General features: G+C 60.2%; 22 protein-coding genes. 4 read left to right on the top strand and 18 right to left on the bottom strand.

Annotated elements, in window-relative coordinates; genetic code table 11:
- Nucleotides 1–369 (top strand): TrbI/VirB10 family protein (locus tag J7416_RS22105; protein WP_209227860.1); only part of this gene is annotated, 369 nt, incomplete at its 5' end.
- An 82-nt stretch (nucleotides 370–451) separates the two neighbouring features.
- Entirely contained in the window at nucleotides 452–1432 is a 981-nt protein-coding gene (virB11, locus tag J7416_RS22100) for a P-type DNA transfer ATPase VirB11 (protein WP_180888392.1), read from the top strand.
- 118 nt (nucleotides 1433–1550) lie between these two features.
- On the opposite strand, the gene J7416_RS22095 is transcribed toward virB11, so the two are convergent.
- From J7416_RS22095 to J7416_RS22065, 7 genes are all read right to left on the bottom strand, one after another.
- Nucleotides 1551–2675 carry a benzoate/H(+) symporter BenE family transporter gene (locus J7416_RS22095; protein WP_209227859.1) on the bottom strand — a complete coding sequence of 375 codons (1125 nt, stop codon included), beginning with the start codon at nucleotides 2673–2675 and terminating at the stop codon, nucleotides 1551–1553.
- 75 nt (nucleotides 2676–2750) lie between these two features.
- The gene (locus tag J7416_RS22090) at nucleotides 2751–3374 is read right to left on the bottom strand and encodes a 3-oxoacid CoA-transferase subunit B (RefSeq protein ID WP_040179337.1); all 624 of its coding nucleotides are present in this window, start codon (nucleotides 3372–3374) and stop codon (nucleotides 2751–2753) included.
- Nucleotides 3374–4102 carry a CoA transferase subunit A gene (locus J7416_RS22085; RefSeq protein ID WP_040179339.1) on the bottom strand — a complete coding sequence of 243 codons (729 nt, stop codon included), beginning with the start codon at nucleotides 4100–4102 and terminating at the stop codon, nucleotides 3374–3376. The genes J7416_RS22090 and J7416_RS22085 overlap by 1 nt, the downstream gene beginning before the upstream one ends.
- Nucleotides 4099–4959 (bottom strand): 3-keto-5-aminohexanoate cleavage protein, encoded by an 861-nt coding sequence (locus J7416_RS22080; RefSeq protein WP_040179341.1) that lies wholly within the window; start codon nucleotides 4957–4959, stop codon nucleotides 4099–4101. The genes J7416_RS22085 and J7416_RS22080 overlap by 4 nt, the downstream gene beginning before the upstream one ends.
- Entirely contained in the window at nucleotides 4956–5162 is a 207-nt protein-coding gene (locus J7416_RS22075) for a hypothetical protein (RefSeq protein ID WP_040179343.1), read from the bottom strand. The genes J7416_RS22080 and J7416_RS22075 overlap by 4 nt, the downstream gene beginning before the upstream one ends.
- Nucleotides 5163–5191: 29 nt before the next feature.
- Nucleotides 5192–6049, bottom strand: coding sequence for an alpha/beta hydrolase (locus tag J7416_RS22070; protein ID WP_040179345.1), 858 nt, complete (start codon nucleotides 6047–6049; stop codon nucleotides 5192–5194).
- On the bottom strand, nucleotides 6046–6447 hold the full coding sequence (locus J7416_RS22065) for a hypothetical protein (RefSeq protein ID WP_082035297.1): 402 nt from the start codon (nucleotides 6445–6447) through the stop codon (nucleotides 6046–6048). Before J7416_RS22065 ends, J7416_RS22070 begins: the two co-directional genes overlap by 4 nt.
- A gap of 244 nt (nucleotides 6448–6691) precedes the next feature.
- Between J7416_RS22065 and J7416_RS22060 the strand changes: the two genes are divergently transcribed.
- Nucleotides 6692–7567, top strand: coding sequence for a dioxygenase (locus J7416_RS22060; RefSeq protein WP_040179347.1), 876 nt, complete (start codon nucleotides 6692–6694; stop codon nucleotides 7565–7567).
- Between the two features lie 100 nt (nucleotides 7568–7667).
- A complete protein-coding gene (locus J7416_RS22055; RefSeq protein ID WP_040179349.1) occupies nucleotides 7668–8570 on the top strand; it encodes a LysR family transcriptional regulator in 903 nt (300 codons plus the stop codon).
- Between the two features lie 33 nt (nucleotides 8571–8603).
- Here the strand turns inward: J7416_RS22055 and J7416_RS22050 are convergent, their stop codons facing one another.
- The 11 genes from J7416_RS22050 to J7416_RS22000 all read right to left on the bottom strand — a co-directional run bounded on the left by J7416_RS22050 (nucleotide 8604) and on the right by J7416_RS22000 (nucleotide 20455).
- Nucleotides 8604–9302 (bottom strand): ABC transporter ATP-binding protein, encoded by a 699-nt coding sequence (locus J7416_RS22050; RefSeq protein WP_040179352.1) that lies wholly within the window; start codon nucleotides 9300–9302, stop codon nucleotides 8604–8606.
- A complete protein-coding gene (locus tag J7416_RS22045; protein ID WP_040179354.1) occupies nucleotides 9295–10038 on the bottom strand; it encodes an ABC transporter ATP-binding protein in 744 nt (247 codons plus the stop codon). Before J7416_RS22045 ends, J7416_RS22050 begins: the two co-directional genes overlap by 8 nt.
- A complete protein-coding gene (locus J7416_RS22040; protein WP_040179355.1) occupies nucleotides 10031–11035 on the bottom strand; it encodes a branched-chain amino acid ABC transporter permease in 1005 nt (334 codons plus the stop codon). The genes J7416_RS22045 and J7416_RS22040 overlap by 8 nt, the downstream gene beginning before the upstream one ends.
- 4 nt (nucleotides 11036–11039) lie before the next feature.
- Nucleotides 11040–11909 carry a branched-chain amino acid ABC transporter permease gene (locus J7416_RS22035; RefSeq protein ID WP_180888391.1) on the bottom strand — a complete coding sequence of 290 codons (870 nt, stop codon included), beginning with the start codon at nucleotides 11907–11909 and terminating at the stop codon, nucleotides 11040–11042.
- Between the two features lie 60 nt (nucleotides 11910–11969).
- The gene (locus tag J7416_RS22030; RefSeq protein WP_209227858.1) at nucleotides 11970–13145 is read right to left on the bottom strand and encodes an ABC transporter substrate-binding protein; all 1176 of its coding nucleotides are present in this window, start codon (nucleotides 13143–13145) and stop codon (nucleotides 11970–11972) included.
- 41 nt (nucleotides 13146–13186) lie between these two features.
- Nucleotides 13187–13966: a benzoate diol dehydrogenase BenD gene (benD, locus tag J7416_RS22025; protein ID WP_040179360.1), complete on the bottom strand. Its 780-nt coding sequence runs from the start codon at nucleotides 13964–13966 to the stop codon at nucleotides 13187–13189.
- Nucleotides 13963–14985: a benzoate 1,2-dioxygenase electron transfer component BenC gene (gene benC, locus J7416_RS22020; protein WP_040179361.1), complete on the bottom strand. Its 1023-nt coding sequence runs from the start codon at nucleotides 14983–14985 to the stop codon at nucleotides 13963–13965. Before benC ends, benD begins: the two co-directional genes overlap by 4 nt.
- 73 nt (nucleotides 14986–15058) lie before the next feature.
- Nucleotides 15059–15583, bottom strand: coding sequence for a benzoate 1,2-dioxygenase small subunit (gene benB, locus J7416_RS22015; RefSeq protein WP_040179363.1), 525 nt, complete (start codon nucleotides 15581–15583; stop codon nucleotides 15059–15061).
- A 12-nt stretch (nucleotides 15584–15595) separates the two neighbouring features.
- Nucleotides 15596–16984 carry a benzoate 1,2-dioxygenase large subunit gene (gene benA / locus J7416_RS22010; protein ID WP_040179364.1) on the bottom strand — a complete coding sequence of 463 codons (1389 nt, stop codon included), beginning with the start codon at nucleotides 16982–16984 and terminating at the stop codon, nucleotides 15596–15598.
- Nucleotides 16985–17050: 66 nt separating this feature from the next.
- Nucleotides 17051–18199 carry a muconate/chloromuconate family cycloisomerase gene (locus tag J7416_RS22005; RefSeq protein ID WP_040179366.1) on the bottom strand — a complete coding sequence of 383 codons (1149 nt, stop codon included), beginning with the start codon at nucleotides 18197–18199 and terminating at the stop codon, nucleotides 17051–17053.
- Nucleotides 18200–18547: 348 nt separating this feature from the next.
- Nucleotides 18548–20455 carry a type IV secretory system conjugative DNA transfer family protein gene (locus J7416_RS22000; RefSeq protein WP_084353827.1) on the bottom strand — a complete coding sequence of 636 codons (1908 nt, stop codon included), beginning with the start codon at nucleotides 20453–20455 and terminating at the stop codon, nucleotides 18548–18550.
- Nucleotides 20456–20461 lie beyond the last annotated feature (6 nt).

Here is a 20461-nt window from a genome sequence, read left to right as displayed (position 1 = left end):
ATCCTAATCCTCTGGACCCGCGTTCTGACACCGGACGGAACCTCGATGGAAATCTCCGCCGTGGGCGGCGATCAACTCGGTCGCTCAGGCCTCACCGGTCTCGTGGACACCAAGTTCGCCGAGCGCTTCGGTGGCGCGGCGCTGATTTCCGTGATCGGGGCAGCACCGGCCGTGGCGGCGGAAAGTGCCAACAACGAGACGACAAGCATCGTCCTGGGCGATGTCGGCAGCGACCTGCAGGATGCGGTCGGGTCCGTCATCGCCGAGCAGGTTTCGATCGCACCGACGATCTATGTCGATCAGGGTGCCTCGGTCACCGTGCTCGTGGACAGGGATGTGGTGATCTACGGGGGTTCCGGTTCACAATGAAAAAGAAGCATCAGGTTTCGCGTTCGAGCCGCAGGCGAGAGGCAGCGAAACCAGGTTCAATATTACCGGAATCACCGAATTGATGGATCAGGCGTCACCATCCTCCTACCTCGAGCGATATCTCGACCCGTTCCGCGACCTTCTAAGGCGTGACGACGTGGTCGAGATCGCGATCAACCCGGACGGCAAGGTCTGGCTCGAGGTCGCAGGCGACGCCACCATGCGCCACGAAGGTCAGACCGTGGATCGCACCACCGCCCTCAACATGGCCCAGACCATCGTCGGCGACGCCAAGGCCCGCGTCTCTGAAAAGAACCCCCTCGTCTCCGGCAAGGTGGAATATGCCGGCCGCCCGCTTCGGGTCCAGGTCGCCGTGCCACCCGCCATCGATCGCGGGGCCTCGATCACCATCCGCCTCTTCGCCTCGGGCAGCGTCCAGGATTACGCCCCCGCCTATCTCTTCGGCAAGGCCGTCTCGCTCGATGCGCTCCGCGCCGAGAAAATGAAAAACATCGCCAGTCTCGCCGAAGAAAGCCTCGAGGCCGCACTGCAAACTCTTGTCGAGGCGCGGCTCAACGTCCTGATCAGCGGCGGCACCTCGACCGGTAAGACCACCTTCGCCCGCCACCTTCTGACCCATGTCAGTGAACACGAACGGCTGATCACCATCGAAGACGCCTTCGAACTCTTCCCTGGTCAGCCGAACACCGTCGCCCTTCTGGCCGACCGAGGTGCCGGGTCGCAACGCAGCGCCAACGCCCTTCTGCAGGCCTCCCTCCGCATGCGCCCCGATCGGATCATCGTTGGCGAGCTGCGCGGGGCCGAGGCCTTGACCTATCTCGAAGCGATCAACACCGGTCATGGCGGCTCGGTCTCCACCATCCACGCCGAAACCGCGGAACTCGCCATCGATCGGTTGGCGATCATGGTACTGCAGGCGGGAACGCCGCTGACCTTCGCCGAGGTGCGCGAGTACATCCGCAAGTCCATCGATGTGATCGTACAACTGGGGCGGGCCGAGGGGAAGCGGGGGATTACGGAGTTCTATTTGCCGGGGTGGTGACTTACATCATTGAAGCCGTACTTTGCACACATTTGGCGCAGCGAGTAAGCTTAAGCCTGTAACCTACAGCAAGAAGGCTTGCGACCTTACACTTAGGCTATACGTTTGACACAAATTCTCAGGTGTGTGTTTTGCCCGAAAACAACTCGGCGGACCTGCCTAGAAAGTGGACGGCGATCCCAATAACCACCCCCCAGAAGGCCGAACCGATTCCGAACAGGGTCACACCAGATGCCGTGAACAGGAACGTCAGCAGCCCCGCCTGAGCATCTTCAGACGCAAGCATCGCACCGGTGAATTTCAGGATAGGTTGTAAGAGCGCGAGACCAGCCAGCAGGGCAATAAGCGCCGTCGGCAAAAGCACCAGTACTTCAACGATGGTCCCGGCGAAAACGCCGCCAAGGCAGAAGAAAACGCCACAGGCGATGCCGGCGACATAACGGCGGTCGGGGTCTTCATGGCTATCCGATCCCGCACAGAAGGCTGCGGTGATCGAGGCCAGAGCGGTTGTTATTCCGCCCAAGAGCGCGGCCAAGACAGAGACAAGGCCGCCAACAATGAGGATCGGATTTGCCGAAATCCGGAAGCCATTGGCCCTTAGGATCGCCATCCCCGGAAGGTATTGTCCGCTCAGTGTTGTGATGAGCAAAGGCAATGCCAGGCTCAGCATGGCCCCCATTGAAAAGACCGGTCCGCTGACTTCGAGGGACGCGAAAACCACGCCCACGGTTCCAACCGATGCATCGTAGAAGACGGCGCTGATCAACAGTGCCGAGGCCAGCAGGACAAGCATGGAATAACGGGGAAAGAGCATCGCGCAGACGGCGAAGACGACGATCAGCAGCGCAATTGCGGCAGGATCAGTTGCCAATCCTCCGGCGGCCTTTAGGCCGAATCCGAAGAGTATGCCAGCCATCATTCCATTGGTCACCGAAGGCGGGAGGAGTTGTACAAGCCGTTCGAAGACGCCGGAAAAGCCGATGAGCACCAGAATCGCTGCCACAGCGACATAGGCACCGACCATCTCGGCGGGTGACAAGGATGTCCCGAGAGAAATCAGAAGGACCGTGCCAGGGGCCGACCATGCCATCGCGACCGGAACACGGAACCACAGGCTGAGCCCGATGCTCGACAGCCCAGCTGCCACGGAAATTGCGAAGACCCAGGACGAAAAACCCTCCTTCGAGGTGCCCACCGATTCCGCAGCGCTCAGATAGATCAGAAGCGGACCGGCGTAGGACACAAGGACTGCAAGAAAACCGGCCCCGATTGCGGAGCCGGAATGTCATTCAGGCGTAGCCCGTGATATCTAGATGCTTCAGACAATCGTTGCCTCGGTCGCCTTGATGATATCGTCGCGGGAGACAGCATCGGCGCATTCGACGATGTGCAGGCCCTTGTGGGTCACGTCCAGAACACCGAGGTTGGTGATGATCCTGTCGACCACGCCTTTGCCAGTCAACGGCAACGTACACTCCTTCAAGAGCTTGCTGTCACCATGCTTGTTGGTGTGATCCATCACCACCACAACACGGCCAACACCGGCAACGAGGTCCATCGCACCGCCCATACCCTTCACGAGCTTTCTCGGGATCATCCAGTTTGCGAGGTCACCCTTCTCGGAAACTTCCATTGCACCCAAGACTGCCGCGGCGATCTTGCCGCCGCGGATCATTCCGAAGGACATGGCGCTGTCGAAGTACGAGGTTCGGTTCAGCTCGGTGATCGTCTGCTTGCCGGCATTGATCAGGTCCGGGTCCTCTTCGCCCTCGAACGGGAACGGACCCATGCCGAGCATGCCGTTTTCCGACTGCAGCGTGATATCCTTGTCGCCGACGTAGTTGGCGACAAGCGTCGGGATGCCGATCCCGAGGTTCACATACATGCCGTCTTCGAGTTCCTGTGCGGCACGTGCCGCCATCCGGTTGCGATCCCAGGGCATTATGCTTCCTCCCGCTTGCGTGTTGCCCCTTCGGACCGCGCTCGCGTTGTGCGCTGTTCAATCCGCTTTTCGTGTTCGCCCTGTATCAGGCGGTGCACGTAGATCCCCGGCAGATGGATATGGTCGGGGTTGATCGAACCGCGCGGCACGATTTCCTCGACCTCGGCTACGCAGACCTTGCCGCACATGGCGGCGGGCGGATTGAAGTTGCGCGCGGTCTTCCGGAAAATCAGGTTGCCTGTGTCATCGGCTTTCCACGCCTTGACGATCGACAGGTCGGCAAAAATGCCCTCTTCGAGGATGTACTCTTTGCCGTTGAACTCTTTGACTTCCTTGCCTTCGGCGATCTGGGTGCCAACACCTGTCTGGGTGTAGAATCCGGGGATGCCTGCCCCGCCAGCGCGCATGCGCTCGGCCAACGTGCCTTGCGGGTTAAATTCCAGCTCCAGTTCTCCGCTCAGATACTGGCGCATGAACTCGGCATTCTCGCCGACGTAGGACGACATCATCTTCTTGATCTGGCGGGTGGCCAAGAGCTTGCCGAGGCCGAAGTCATCGACGCCCGCATTGTTCGAAGCGACGGTCAGGTCCTTCACGCCGCTTGCCATAATGGCGTCGATCAAAAGTTCCGGAATGCCACAGAGGCCAAAGCCTCCGGCCGCGACCAACATCCCGTCATGCAGGAGGCCATCCAGAGCCTCGGCGGCTGTTTTGTATACCTTGTTCATGATGCGCGTCCTTTTGAGGCATTCGCAGACAAGCGCAGTCCAAGAATGCGGCGCGCCTCTTGCCACGTTGCCACCGAGCGATCGTTTCTTTCACAAATCTCAACAGCCCGGCGCACCAAGGCTGCGTTGCTGGGAGCGAGCGTGTCGCGATCAAGTCGAACGTTGTCTTCCAGACCGGTGCGGGCATGACCCCCCGCAGCGATAGCCCATTCGTTCAGTTTGAGCTGGTTGGCACCAATGCCCGCGGCGCACCATGGAGCGTCTTCACCGAAGAGGCGGCGCACGGTGTGGATGTAGTAGTCGAACACATCACGATCGACCGGCATCGCGTTTTTCACGCCCATCACGAACTGGATGTAAGGCGTGCCCACAAGCTGACCTTTGTCAGCCATGTCCTTGGCTTTCAGGATATGGCTCAGGTCGAAGGCTTCGATCTCCGGTTTGACGCTGTAGGTCAGCATTTCGCTGGCCAGCCAGTCCACCAGATCAGGCGGGTTTTCGTAAACACGTGTCGGGAAATTGTTCGATCCGACGGACAGCGAGGCCATGTCGGGCGAAAGCGGCAACATCCCGCCACGCGTCTGACCCGCGCCTGATCGCCCTCCGGTCGAGAACTGGATGATCATGCCGGGGCAGTGTTTCTCGATCCCTTCTTTCAGCGCGGCGAACTTCTCAGGGTCTGAAGACGGAGATTCATCATCGTTGCGCACATGGGCGTGCACGATGGTGGCCCCGGCCTCAAAAGCCTCGTGTGTGGAATCTACTTGTTCCGACACACTGATCGGGACAGCCGGATTGTTGGCTTTTGTGGGCAGGCTGCCCGTGATCGCCACACAGATAATGCAGGGATTGGTCATGGGTGTACTTCTCCGTTGGATGCGACCGGACGGGTGCCAGCATGTGCGGGTTCAGGTTTCAGAAAGGAACGGTCGAAAAGTGCCGGACGCTTGCGCAATGCCTCGGTGGCCTTTCGCTCGTCATCGGTGAAGAACATCCAGTCTGCGTCGGCTTTTTCATGTTTCTTGCATCCGGGACACGGGGTTTTCGCGTTCGTGCACATGACTCCTCCTCCTGCGCAGGGGTTATCGGTCAGGTAGTTTTCGCCGCCGGGCTTGGCATCTTTTCCAGTGCGTCCACGAAGAACGGGCGGAAGCCCTCAGGGTGTTCGCTCATCGGAAAGTGGCCCAGTTCATCCATGACGGCCAAAGTGGCGCCAGGAATGGCGTTGGCGGTTCGCTCGGCATCCTCGGGCGTGCAGGTCAAATCATAGGCGCCTACGATGATGTGCACCGGCGTCTTTGCAGTATCGATCGTTGGCAAGCGCGGGATCAGGCTGTCATCCTTGGTGTAAAAGCTCAGATCGCCGCGGAAAACGCCCGGACCGCTTTGCATGAACATCCAAAGCGTGTTCCAGCGTTCGGAGTTGGGCGCAAAGGGTGAGATGTTGGCGGATACGAGAGCAGCACCCATCTCGCCGCCATGGGCATCGGGTCTGTGGAACCAGTCGATGTCGTACCAGGCAGGCTGAAAATCCGACGCTTCGATCGCAATGAAGCCGCTAAATTTTTCCGGGTGAAGCGCCGCGATTTGGAGGGCAATGCGCCCGCCCATCGAGCAGCCAGCAAGGACTGGGCGATCAAGGCCCAGACAGTCGACGACGGCCAGAACGGTTTCGATGTAGGCTTCTGTCGTCAGGAGGTATTCCTGTGTCTCGAAGCCTTCTGGCGGCAGCGATTTGCCGTGCCACGGCATGTCGAAGGCGATCAGGCGGTACGATGCGGTGATCTCGGCGTCATTCATCAGGTGACGCCACTGGCGGGTATCGGCGCCTGCGGTGTGCAGGCAGATGACCGGACGCCCTTGCCCCGCCTCTTCGAAATAGATACGGCGCGGGGCACCGCTCATGGTGGCAGTTACATAGCGACCGGTGATCGGTTCGATGCTCATGCTACCAACTCCTCTTTTGCACGGGCGAGAGTCAGCACTTCCTTGAAGAAGCGCAGGTTTTTGACGAGGTTCAGAATGTCGCCATCGACCCGACCGCGACCGATCTTCACCAGTCCAAAGATGTCATGGAAGCCGGGTTCGGGGCGCGCTTGCCAGAATTTGGTAAGAGCCTCGGAGTCGGTCCGCAATGCAAAGCGCCAAGGCGTCTTGCGGCTTGGGCCCTCTACGACCGATACGATGTGCCCCTTGTCGAAAGTCAGGTAAAATTCGTCACCGCCCACCTCGATGAGCACGGTTTCGGAAAACAGCCGGCCGAGGCGCAGCAAATGCGGCGTTACCTCAAGGCGTGTTTGTATGTGCGTGAAGGTGTCGATCACCTTGGCCTCCCATGCGTTAATAAGTTGAGCAAAAGCTGCCACGATCGCGAACCCGTCGGCCATACCGGCAAGGGTATGGGTCAATACTCTACCTTGAGGTCTTTGGAAAAACACCGGTTCACAGGACTCGGGTTACCGTCGGTATCAAGCAATACCGTTGTGGGCATTGGGGAAATCTGCGGACTCGGCAAAGTCTGTATTGCGACGAGAGGCAGTCAAGCAACTCGTAACCGGATCTACAGATTGCCAGGAGGAGGAACTACCCATGGGCATCGTCAACCAACACAACATCACCGACGTCGTGATCGCGAGCCTCGGTAAGCATGGAGACATCACCGACCGCCAGCGCGAACTCGCGACTGGCCTGGTCAAACACCTGCACGCATTCATCAAGGACGTGAAACTGCAGCATAACGAATTCCTGTTCGTCTGCGACTACCTCGCCCGCGCTGGTAAGCTCTGCAATGACAACCGGCAGGAGTTCATCCTTCTGGGCGACATCCTTGGCGTCGAGGTTCTGGTCGACATGATGACCAATCCCGTCGAAGGCAACGAAAGCGAATCCACCGTTCTGGGCCCGTTCTACCGCGAGAACCCGCCGGTTCTGCCCAAGGGCGGTTCGACAATCCAGAAGCACTTTGACAACGAAGAAACCGCGTACTTCGAGGGCTACATCAAGGATGAAAACGGCAACGGCATCGCCGGTGTGACGCTCGACGTCTGGGAAGACGCGCCGAACGGCGTCTACGAAAATCTCGACCCCGACCAGCCCGAATACAACCTGCGCGGACGGTTCGAGACCGATGAAAACGGCCATTACGCTTTTGTCGCCGTGCGCCCCGTCCCCTACCCGATCCCGGACGATGAAACCGCCGGTGAGCTGCTGCGCTTCATGGGCCACCACCCGAACCGCCCGGGCCACATGCACTTCATCATCTCGAAGGATGGCTACCGTCCGCTGATCAGCCAAATCTACGACGCCGACAGCGCATGGCTCGAAGAGGACAGCGTCTTTGCGGTCAAGGAAAGCCTGATCGGCAAGTTCAAACCGGCTGCCGCCGACCTGGGCACCGACCTGCACTTCGAGTTCGATTTCGTCCTCAAGACGGCCGCCAACGGAAAGGCGACCGCCGCCGAGTAATCCCCGATACCTCCCTGAAGACTGGCCCCCGCAAGACGGGGGCCTTTTTTTTTTCGTTTAGAGGTATAGAATATCGTAAGTTCTTGGGAGGACGGCGAAAATGAATTTCAAACAGCTGACCTATTTCATTGCAGTGGCAGAGGAGCTGCATTTCGGGCGCGCCGCAGAACGCCTCGATATGGCGCAACCCCCGCTCAGCCGTCAGATCAAGCAGCTCGAGGAAGACCTCGGCGCAATCCTGTTCAACAGGGGCCGGAGCACGATCACCCTGACACAAGCAGGTGAGCGGTTGCTGAAGCGCGGCAAGACAATCCTCGCAGAGCTTGAAGACACGCAACTGGAAGTGCGTCGGCTGGGACAAGGGGCGGAAGGACGACTCAGGATTGGGTTCGTCGGCTCTGCCACATACGGAATTCTGCCAAACATCATCAGATCGTATCGGGCGAATTACCCGGACGTGAACCTAAGTCTGATCCCGATGAACAACGCCGAACTGCACCGGTCCCTGGTGTCACGGGAACTGGACGTTGTATTTGCGCGCCCAACCCTGAAGGATCCCGAGTTCCTGTCAAAGCATTTGGTTGAAGAAAAGCTGATCCTCGCCTTACCTGACATCGTCGATACGGGAACTCGGACAGTGGCCAAGCTCGAACGGCTGATGACCCACCATTTGATCCTCTATCCCGAACGCCCCAGGCCCAGCTATGCCGACATGGTTCTCAAGGCGGTTGAGGATGCGGGATTCGAGGCGCCCCTGCGCATCTGGTGTATGGATCTGCAAACCGCCCTCAGTCTTGTTGCGGTCGGTGAAGGCGTGTGCATTGTCCCAGAATCCGTCGCCAATGCGCCGCGCAAGGGTATGAAGTTTCTCAATATCGAACCCGAGATCGCGCGAACTGAACTCTCGGTCAATTACCGCCTCGATGAACAGGGCGTTCACGTCAAGAATTTCGTTAACATCGCGCAGAAAGTCGCGCGAAAGAGCCCTGTCAAAAAGGGGTGAAGGTGCAAAGCGCGTTGGCCCTGCACGCAGATTTCACACGCCCAGCCAAGTGTGCTGTGCGTCTTCATCGGCCTTGATCGCCTCGGCATCTCCCGTCCAGACGATCTGCCCTTTGCTGACGACGACCACATCGTCGGCAAGCGACGTGGCAAAACCGAAGTTCTGCTCAACGATGATCATCGACAGGCCCGCCGCTTTCAGCTCTTGCAGCTTGTCGTGGATCAGTTTGACGATGATCGGGGCCAGGCCCTCGGTCGGTTCATCAAGGATCAGCAGCTTTGGGTTCATCAGCAGTCCCCGCGCGATGGCCAGCATCTGCTGCTCGCCGCCCGAAAGCTGCGTGCCGCCGTTGTCCATGCGCTCTCCTAGTCGCGGAAACAGGTCCAACACCCGCTCCATCGTCCATTCAGGGTTCGACCCGCCAAACCGCTTGGCCGCGATTTCGAGGTTCTCACGCACACTGAGCGACGGAAAGATATCGCGCGTCTCTGGCACATAGGCGATCCCGCTCTTGGCGATGTCAAATGGTTGCCCCGCGATCGGCTTACCACCCCACAGGATTTCGCCGGACTTCAGCGGCAAAAGGCCCATGATCGTTTTCAGTGTCGTGGACTTGCCGGCGCCGTTTCGCCCGAGGATGGCCAAAACCCGGCCCGTCTGCGCTTGAAGCGACAGGCCGTAAAGGACCTGCGTTTCGCCGTACCCGGATTCGATTGCGTTCAGTTCAAGCATCTTCCCAGCTCCCCAGATAGATTTCCTTGAGCAGGCTCGACCCGCGTGCCTCTTCGGGCAGACCATCAAAGACCACTTCGCCGTAGTTCAGCACCGTGATCGTGTTGGCCACGTCAAACGCAAGGTCCATGTCATGCTCGATGATCAGCATGGTCAGGTCGCGGGGCAGGCCCGCCAGCAGGTCGTGAAAGCCTTTCGACATTTCCGGCCCGACGCCGCTGGTCGGTTCGTCCATCAGCAGAACCAGCGGCCGCGTGGCCAGCGCCACACCGACTTCAAGCTGGCGACGCACGCCATAGCTGATCTCGGACACTTTCGCGTGGATGAAAGGCATCAGGTTCACCTGGCTTGCCACCTCCTCCACGATCTCACGGACTTCGGGTTTTGCCAGGCTGTCCGACCAAAGCTGCGTCGCATTGCCGGTGTGGACTGCCGCCGCAAGCCCAAGGTTTTCCTCGACCGTCAGACCATCGAACAACGTGTTCTTCTGGTAGCTCCGCGAAAGCCCACGACGGGCGCGTTTGGCAACGGGAAGTGCTGTGACATCTTCACCGGCGAGATGCACCGATCCGCTGTCTGGGGTCAGCTCGCCGACAAGCTGGTTGAAGAGCGTCGTCTTGCCCGCCCCGTTCGGCCCCAAGATCACCCGGCGCTCGCCACGTTCCAGCTTTAGCGACACATCGCGCGTGACGTGAACGGCGCCAAAACTTTTGTCCAGATTACGTGTCTCAAGCATCGGTCAACACCTCCTCAGGCTCCTGTTTGCGGGTCGCATCGGCGAGACGGCGGTCGAATACGCCGCCCCAGCGGGCCTCGATCCAGCCGAAGATGCCATTGGCGCGGCTCATCACGACGGCGATCAGGATGACACCGACAACGAGGTGCCAATAGGTCGTGACCGAGCTCAGTTCATGTTTCAGGACAACAAAGGCGGCTGCTCCGATCACCGGTCCGACAAGCGTTCCAAGACCACCAAGGATCACCACAACCAGTGCTTCGCCCGAGACCGTCCAGCTGAGCAGACCCGGGGAGATGTACATGATGTGTTGTGCGGCTAGCGCACCGGCGAGGCCTGCGATCATGCCGGACAGTCCGAACACATCGGCCTTTACACGCCAGACCGTCAGGCCAAGCGCGCGCATCCGCTGCTCATTGTGCATGACACCGGTGAGCGAGCGGCCAAGACCGGATCGGAGGATCAGTACAGAAGCACCGTAGACCGCCCCGAGAGTGGCCAGACAGAAGAGAGCAAAGCTGCGACTGTTGTTCAGATCGACGCCAATCAAGCTCAAGTCCAGCCGGGATATGCCGCCCAACCCATCGTCGCCGCCAAAGAGCGGCGCCTCGAATACGTAGGAATAGGCCAATTGCCCGAAAGCGAGTGTCGCCATGATGAAATAGATACCATGGCTGCGCGACCCGATGGCGCCGATGACCCAGGCAGCCGCGCCGGTCAGCGCGATACTGCCCGCCATGGCAACGGGCAGTGCGATCCCCGCCTTGGTCGACAGGACTGCGTAGGCATAGGCCCCGACCCCCATCAGAGCGCCATGGCAGAGCGAGACCATGCCACCGAAGCCCGCAACGATGTCGAGCGCCAGAACCAGCATGGCAAGGATCAGGATCTCTGTCAGGATCTCCAGACCGAAATATTCAGCCGTGAAAGCCTGAAAGAGGGCACCGGCTGCGAGCAGGACCAGAGCGGTGTAACGAAGAGTGTTGTGGCGAAACATCGTCTTATCCTTTCGCTGGAAAGAGGCCCTCTGGCTTGATCACAAGGACCGCAGCCAAAAGCGCGTAGATGAGAACAGAGGCCAGTTGCGGGGCCAGAACCGCACCGAAAGTCTGCACAAAGCCATAGATCAGTGATCCGGCGATGGCGCCCTTGAGGGAGCCGAGACCACCGATCACGATCACGATCAGAGTCGGGATCAGGATCTGCAGACCCATGTCGGGCGTCACACTGAGAAGCGGTGCCGCGACGGCCCCGGCCAGGCCCGCAAGGGCACAGCCCAGACAGAAGACGATGAAGAACAGCCGTTCCACATTGATGCCCAGACAGGCCGCCATGGCATCGTTATCGACACCGGCACGGATCATTGCGCCGATCTGGGTGCGGCTGAGCACGAAGGCCAGTGCGCCGAAGATGGCGAGACCCAGAACGATGATGAACAACCGGTAGGTCGGATACTCGACACCAAGGAAGGTCAGACGACCGCCAAGCAGCGTGGGTACGTCGATGGCGAGAGCCAGATCTCCCCAGAAGATGCGAGTCAGATCGAGCAGGACAAAGATCAGCCCGAAGGTGACGAGAACCTGTGCCATGGGCCCCGATTTCCGCATGCGCTTTATGAGGCCGGAATAGAGGAGGATCCCCACCCCGGCGACCGCCACGGGCGCCAGAAAGAACCCCATCCAGTAGCCGCCCACGGCAGCCAGCGAGGCAGCGAAATACGCGCCAAGAGCATAAAGCGAGCCATGCGCGAGGTTCACGAAGTGCATCAGCCCGAAGATGACCGTCAGGCCGATGGAAAGAAGAAACAGAAGCATGGACAATTGCAGGGCGTTGAGCGCCTGAAGGGTCCAGAATCCAAGATCATGTGCCATGAGCTAAGTCCTCCTCGGACGTTATGTCCCGGCCGCAGGCGAGCGGCCGGGACAGATTGGTCAGTTGGAGTCGGGTGCCATCTCGCAGCCATTGGTCGCGTCGGCTTCCGCGGGAAGCTGAGCTAGGACCTTCTGCGTCAGCCCACCTTCACCAGCGACGGTTTCGTAGACATAGACGGGCTGGATGATGTTGTTGGTTGCGGGGTCGATGGAGAGCTGACCGCGCGGCCCCTCAAAGCTGACCTGGCGCAGGGCAGTCGCCAAAGATGCACGGTCATTTGCGCCGGTTTTTGTTGCCTCAATCAGCGCGCGAGCCGCATCGTAACCTTGGACGGCGAATTCCGACGGCGCGCGGCCGGTTTCCTCGGTGAACGCGGCCACGAAAGCGGCGTTCGCCTCGCTGTTGATGGTCGGCGCGTAGTGAAGCGCTGTGATGACGCCTTCGGCAGCCTCGCCCTGTGCGTTCACATAAAGCGGCGAGGTCAGGAAGCCCGAGCCATAAAGGGGAAGGTCAGCTTTCAGGCCAAAGCTGTCATATTGCTTGACGAAGGAAATCGCCTCGCCGCCTGCATAGAAAACGTAGACCGCATCCGCACCGCTGGCCTTGGCAGGGGCGGGGTAGGGACCGAAGTCCTGCGTCTTTTGGAACGGCGTGAATTCCTGCCCGACGATCTCGCCGCCTGCGGCGGTGAAGGTCTCGGTGAAGGCGTCGATCATCTGGCGACCGGCAGCATAGTCAGGCGCAAGCGTGAACACCTTCTTCACACCCTGCTCGGCCATCCAGGTGCCCATCGGACGGTTGATCTGGCCGTTGGAAAACGACATCCGCGTGATGTAGGGTGAACAAGACCCGCCAGTCGCTGCATCATTGCCGGCATTAGCAACGATCAGTGGCACACCTGCGCCATGCACCATGTCACGCACCGCACCCAGAACACCGGAACTGACGATCCCGACCATGACATCGACCTGGTCCTGTAGGATCAGTTTCTTGGCTTTGCCAAGTGCGACAGGCGGCTTCACCTCGGTGTCTTCACGGGCGATCTCAAAGGTTGCACCAGTCTCGGAACCGAACTGTTGCAGACCGAGGTTGAACCCGGTCTCAATTTCATTTCCGAGCGACGCATATACACCCGAGAACGGGAGCAGAAGGCCCACCTTGATCTCTTCTTCTGCCACAGCAGGCACAGCGAAGCTGGTGGCGAACCCAAGGGCCGCCAGGATTGCGCGTTTCATTTTGTATCTCCTCCAGTTGGTTAACGACCCCTCCTCAGGGCCTAGCCTAAGTCGCCCCCACCCACCGGGACTGTGACACCGGTGATGTATGAGGCTTCGTCCGACGCCAGAAACAGGATGGGACCTGCCTGCTCGTCGAGCGTTCCATATCTTTTCATGAACGAGGACTGGATCGTCTGGTCGACGATGGTCTGGTACCAGTCTTCGCGTTGTTCTTCTTCGGCATTGGGGTTGCGCGGTACGACCCGCGGCGGGGCTTCGGTTCCGCCCGGTGCGGTTGCAACGACGCGGATCCCGCGTTCGGCAACTTCCCAAGACAGGCTAGCCGTGAGCGCGTTCACGCCGCCCTTCGCTGCTGCGTAGGGCACGCGGTTCAGTCCGCGGGTCGCAATGGAAGACACATTGACGATGGTGCCCTTACCTTGCGGTAGCATCCGTTCAATGGCGGCGCGGCAGCAGTAGAGTGTCGGGAACAGCGAACGGCGCACTTCTGCGTCGATCTGCTTGGGCTCGTAATGCTCAAACGGTTTGGCCCAGATCGTGCCACCGACGTTGTTGATCAGGATGTCGATGCGGCCCCAGAGATCCACGGCCTTGCCGATGGCCTTGTCGCAGCCACTCCACGTCTCGAGGTTAACCGAGATCGCCTCGACCTCGCCCCCCGCTTCGCGGATCGCCGCGACGACGTCTTTGCGTGCGGGCGAGCGGTCCACGATCAGAACCCGTGCGCCTTCGCTTGCCGCTCGTTCGGCGACGCGGCGGCCGATACCTTGTGCCGCGCCGGTGACGACCATCACCTTGTTGTCGAAACGGCCTGTCATGCCGCTTCGGCCTTCTCTTCGGTGGGGTTGAATTTCTCGTAGTAGAAATTCGTGGGCTCGACGCCCAGTTTCCCGAAATGCGCGCGCACGGCATCGACCATAGGCGGCGGGCCGCACAGGTAGACGTCGCAATCGCCGCCCGACAGGTCATCGCCGCTGAGGTGATCGGTCACGAACCCCTTGCGCTCATGCGCGTCTTCTTCGGCGGCCAGAATGGTGATCACGGTGACGTTGCCGATCTTTTCAGCAAGCGCGCTAACGCGATCCAGTTCCACGAGGTCAGCGGCGCGCGTCACGGCATAGTAGAGCGTGATCGGGTGCTCTGCTCCCTGCTCAGCCACTTGTTCCAGCATGGAGAGGAACGGCGCCAGACCGGTGCCACCGGCGAGCCAAACCTGCGTGCGCTCGATTGGCCGCAGGTAAAAGGCACCCATCGGACCGGTTGCAGTCAGAGCGTCGCCGGGCTTCGCCTGCTCGCCAAGATAGGTGCTCATGACACCGCCGGGCAGGTTGCGGATCAGGAATGTTGCTTCCTGCGCACCCGGTGCGGACGAAAAGGAATAGGACCGGTGTTTGTCCGTACCGGGGACTGTCAGGTTCACATACTGGCCCGGCAGGAAGTTGATTGGCTTGGCCAGATTCACCCGCAGACCGAAGGATGTCTCGGAAAGTTTGTCAACGCCCTGCACTTCGGCTTCCACTGCCTCGGGCGCGGTCTTGCAGATGGCGGATGAGGCCGGAACCCGCACAACGCAGTCGCTTTCTGGGGTCATCTGGCAGGTGAGCGCGTAGCCTTCTTCGGCCTCCTCGTCGCTCATCGACTCGTCCATGTAGAATTCCAGCTCGTACTCGCCCTTCTCGACAAAGCACTTGCAGGTGCCGCAGACGCCATCGCGGCAGTCCATCGGCAAGTTGATCTTCTGACGGAAGGCCGCATCGGTTACCTTCTCGTCGTCATCGCACTGGATGACGCGTGTGACGCCATCTTCGAAATTCAGGGCAACGTTGTAGGTCGTCATGGCATGCTCCTCCCTTATCCGCGCACCCAGACGTAGATGCGCGGAGGTCTTCAGGCTCCCGGAGTAACGGGGATCAGGTGTGATAGACGTCGATCACGTGGTGGATGTGATCGTTCTTCAGGACGACCTTCTTATCGGTGATCAGCGGCTTCGGCCCGCTGGTGTCGATCGAGTAGAACGACGTGCCCCAGTGGGTATCGGTCTCGGCGTAGCGGTAGCTCAGCGTTTGCCAGTTGAAGCGCAGCTTGATTTCGCTACCTTCGCGGCTCAGCACTTCGATACCCGACAGATAGTGGTTCGTGCGCGGCTCCGGCAGCGAGGTCGCCGACGACCGGTCGGTCTTGATCCGGAATACGCGGTCCTCGATGCCCTGCTTGTTGGGGTAGTACATCAAGGACATCTCGTTCTGCGGATCCTCCGTCAGCGTGTCGAAGTCATCCCATGCGGGCATCCAGAACGGACAGTCCTTGTGGTAGAATGTCAGCCAGGTGTCCCAGTCGCGATCGTCCAGAGCGCGGGCCTCCGCGAAGAGAAAGGCCTGGATGTCTTCGAAGCTCATCACATCGGTTGCAGGGCGTTCAAGAGTCGCAGTTGTCATGTTCTTTCCTCCTCACTCGGCTGCGACCGACGCCTGAGGCGCGGTTTCGCGTTCCTTGGCGATGGCGTCTCCCATCCGCTCGGACCAGTTGCTGTGCTGGATGACGAAGAGCCCTTCGTCCTCAGTGCGCGCACCGGACATAACCGGGTTGATGCCAAGGGCCTTGGCGTCTTCATCGGGACCTTCGATCCATTGGGTTGCTCCGCGGGTCAGGTCGTTCCACTTGGCGTGTGCCGCACCGGCATAGCCGCGCTGTGTGGCCCGGAATTCTTCGGTATCATCCGGCGTCGCCATGCCAGAGGCATTGAAGAAGTCCTCGTACTGGCGGATGCGTCGGGTGCGTGCTTCCTGGCTCTCGCCCTTCGGCGCGATGCAGTAGATCGTGACCTCGGTCTTGTCGACCGAGACGGGCCGGAAGACGCGGATCTGGCTGGAGAACTGGTCCATCAGGAAGACGTTTGGATAGAGGCAGAGGTTGCGCAGCACTCCCACCATCCATTCGGCCTTGGTCTTGCCGTACTTCTCCGTCCATTCCTCCAGACGCGGATAGCCGGGGCGGTTGGTCGGGTCGGCCCATTCCGTCCAGAGCAGGATGTGACCATTCTCGTAGGCGTGGAAGCCACCGCGCTGCTTCGCCCATTTGGACGCGTCGGTTGCCTTGATGTTGTCTTCTTTGCCGTCATCGGTACGGTGCGCCGTCGTGGCCACGTAGTTCCAGTGCACGGCCGAGACGTGGTAACCGTCAGCGCCGTTTTCGGCCTGCAGCTTCCAGTTGCCGTCATAGGTGTAGGTGGACGAACCGCGCAGCACCTCGAGACCTTCGTCAGCCTGATCGACGATCATGTCGACCATCTTGCGTGCTTCGCCGAGGTACTCCTCCAGCGGCTTCACATCGGCATTGAGGGAGCCGAACAGGAAGCCACGGTAGTTTTCGAAGCGGGCAACTTTAGTCAGGTCATGGGAGCCGTCCTTGTTGAACTGCTCAGGATAACCTGCACCCTTGGGATCCTTGACCTTCAGGAGCTTGCCAGTGTTGGAGAATGTCCAGCCGTGGAACGGACAGGTGAAGGTTTTCTGGTTGCGGCGCTTGAAGCGGCAGAGCTGCGCACCACGGTGCGAACAGGCGTTGACCAGCGCGTGCAGCTCGCCGTCTTTATCGCGGGTGATGACGACAGGCGTGCGGCCCATGGTCAGAGTAAAGTAGTCGCCCGGGTTCGGGATCTGGCTTTCATGCGCCATGTAAATCCAGTTGCCTTCGAAGATGTGCTTGATCTCAAGCTCGAACAGCTCTTCGTCGGTGAAAATATCTCGGCGGCAGCGGAACACGCCATTTTCCGGGTCGTCCTGAATGGCGCCGTCGAGCCGTGCTTCGAATGCGTCGAGATTGGATTGGGTGAACATCTGTGATCCTCCTCCAGACTGCCTCAGCATGGATGCATCGGCTGGTTTGTTGTTCGTGTCGCGGGACTATTCACCCGCGACGGCTTTCATGCTCCGCCGACCATCTCGGCGGAAGAAATCGATCTTGTCGGGGTCGAGCGTCGCGCCAATGCCCGGGCCGTGTGGAATTTCGACGCAGAAATCTCTGTAGACGATCGGATTTGCGAGAATGTCCTCGGTCAGCAGCAGCGGGCCGAACAGCTCGGTGCCCCACGCCAAGTCATCAACGGTAGAGAACAACTGCAATGCCGCAACGGTGCTCAGGCCGGTTTCGAGCATGGTGCCACCGTAAAGGCCAAGGCCCGCAGCCTGCCCAATGGCTATGACTTCTGAGGCGCGCTTGAGCCCGCCGGATTGCCCGATCTTTACGGCGAAGACGTCCGCAGCTTGTGCCGTTACCACTTCGAGAGCATCCTCAGGCCCGTTAAGCGCCTCATCAGCCATCACGGCGATTTCGTAGCTACGCGTCAGTTCTGCCATTGCCCGGCGATAACGCGCGGGGACAGGTTGCTCGACAAGTTCGCAGCCCGCCTCTTGCAGCCCCCTCAGACCCCAACGTGCATCCTGCAACGACCAAGCCGTGTTGATGTCAACGCGCACGCTGGCTGCATCACCAACCGCCTCTTTGATGCGGGCGACATGGGCCACGTCATCACGGACCGCTCGCTTGCCGATCTTCAGTTTGAAGACGTTGTGGCGGCGGGTTTCGATCATCTGCTGGGCTTCGGCGATGTCGGTCTCGGAATTGCCGGAGGCCAGCGTCCAGGCGACCGGTAGACGTTCGTGAACGGCCCCACCAAAAAGTTGCGACACCGGCACGCCCAAGCGCTTGCCCAGCCCGTCCCACAGAGCTATCTCGACAGCTGTCTTGGCGATCCGGTTACCTTTCACCAACTTGTCGATGAGCTGTATTGCACCATTCACATCGTCGCTGTTGCGACCAAGCAGGCCGGGCGCGATATAAGTCTCGATCGCCGACTGGATGCCTTCAGGGCTTTCCGGTCCGTAGCTCAGCCCGCCAATCGTCGTGCCTTCGCCGATGCCTTCGGAGCCGTCCGAGAACTTGACCCTGACCAGCACCGCAGTTTGCGTACGCATCGTGGCCATCGAAAGCACGTGACCGCGAATGGTGGGAATGTCGAGGATCAGGGTCTCGATCTGGTCAATCTTGGTCACTGGGGCTCACCACATCTGCAGGTTTCTAATGGATGCAGATTGCCCGCCCGAGCCGGATTCTGTCGATGATTGGGAGGGTCTTGGATAATACCCTGGCGAGATGGGACAGTAAAAACCGAGCGAAGGTCAGACCCGGTTTCAGGCCGCTCTTCGCCGTCAATTGAAAAACAGCTATTTAGATTTTCTGGAAACAGGTCTCACCGAGAAACCTTCCGCAGCACGTGAAATTCTAGTTGGCATTTTTGCTAGAACGCAGGTGGCACAAGGTAAGTAGCTCCACAACAACTGCAATGCTGGCTGAAAAAGTTGAACGAATGCAAGAGTTACGCAGCGAGCAGCAGTCATCACTCACCCTCCCAACAATTCCTCGATGAAGTCCTCCTGCCGGTCGAGCGCCGCCTTCCAATCCTTCGGCACGGCGGCTTCCCTTTCGAGCGTCTCGGGCTCGGGCTGCCCGCGTCCGGCCTCAATCGGCATCACGCTCATCGCGCGCGCTTCGCGCCGCTGCGATCGATCCCGGACAGGCGCACGTTCGGCTAGTTTCGCCTGGTCGTCTGCGCCGACCTCAAAGTCACCGCCCCAGGGCCCCACGCCCTGCACACTCGGCGGATAGGGGAACGGCTTGCCGTCCTGGCGGGCCAGCATGTCCTTGAAGAACGGATCGTCGTAATACTTGATCCGGCTAGCCTTGATAGGGTGCTGGGGCGAAGCGAGGATTATGACCTCGTCGGGATCCATGAGGCGCGCTTCCGTCTCGGAAAGTAGCGGCCGCTCTTCCAGACGCGCCGAGGTCGAGGTCGCGCCAAGGAAGCCCTTGTTGCGACCGTACATCCGGGTCACCGCCTCGCGGGTGGTGCTGCCGACCGCGGCGGAGACCTCTTTCACCGTGCGCTGGTCCCGCGGGGTGATGTAGAGCTTCAGCCCTGCCCCGTTCTCGAGACTTTCACGGCCCTCGGGCCCGTAAATCCGATCAAGCGAAGCCAGCGACTGCGCGATCATCGCGACGCGGCCGCCATAGCTTGCCAGCGAATGGATCGCCCGCTCGAGATAGGGCATCGCCCCCATCTGCTGGAATTCGTCGATCATCATCATGACCGGCCAGGGCTCGTCCGGGCCGGGCTCGTTCAGCCGGATCGAGGCGATGAGATCGGCGAACATCAGGCGCAAGAGCGGCGCCAGCGTCGCGATGTGATCCTCGGACACCGCGATGTAAAGCGACTGAGGGGTCTTCCGGAAGGTCGAGAAATCGAAGTCGCTCGCCTCGGTGGCCGAGCGCACCGCCGGGTTGTCCCATTGCTTGAGACCGGCCGTCATCAGCGCCTGAATGTTCGAGGTCAGCAGCCGCGACGAGGCTGAGGCCGCATTGGTCCAGAGCTCGCGCAGGATGTCTTCCTCGGCCTCGTCGGCATAGGTCTTGTACTGGGCGTTCTTGTATTCGCCCCCGGCGACGATCTTGTTCACCTCGCCGAGGTTCGGCGTGCCGCGTTGGATCGCCAGCAGACAGGCCGCAACGAAGATCGACTTGCCGGCCTCGGAAAAGGTGTCGAGCGTCTTGTTGTCCTTGTCGAGGAAGAGGTCTGCCAGGATCGAGACCTCGGTGAAGCGCTGCGCGAATGTCGGGGCCTTGGCAATCCGCGCAAGCGGGTTGTACCGATGCGTGGCATTGGCCCAATCAAACGGGCTGAACCGATAGACCTCGTCGCCGTTGAGCGCCCGGAGCCGCGCGGTCTTCTCGAAGTTCTCGCCCTTCACGTCCAGCACCACAACCGAGCCCGCAAAGCTCAGAAGATTCGGGATCACGAAGCCAACCCCCTTACCGGCCCGGGTCGGCGCGACCATCATCACATGCGGGATGGTGGTCGAGGAGATGAACTCAGCTTTGGACGTCGGGGCTCCGAGCTTGCCACAGACAAAGCCCTTGCCAGGCGCTTGAAGCATGTCGTTCTTCTTCAGCTCCGCCTTGGTCTGCCAGTGGGCCGAGCCATAGTCGTCCCGCTCCTTCTTCCAGGTCCAGGCAAGCGCCAGGGCGCCGAGGCCAATCGCCCCGAAGCCTACGGCGCCAAACCCCACCTTGAACGCTTCGGGATGCGCCGCTCGGGTGCCCGCGCTGGCTTTCCAGAGCGCCAGCATGTCAAAACTACCAAACCCGGTTTTCAGGGCCAGGGTCAGGTAGAAGGCGGCGACGATGGTGCCGATGACGGCGCCGCAGATCACCCCGAAGAGGAGCGCGGCCCAAAGGGGGAGTGTCTTGGTCATGGTTGT

The sequence above is a fragment of the Ruegeria sp. R14_0 genome (assembly GCF_017743975.1).
Lineage (GTDB): Bacteria > Pseudomonadota > Alphaproteobacteria > Rhodobacterales > Rhodobacteraceae > Ruegeria.
Note: the sequence above shows the minus strand (reverse complement) of the source record. Positions and strands in the feature narration are given on the sequence as shown.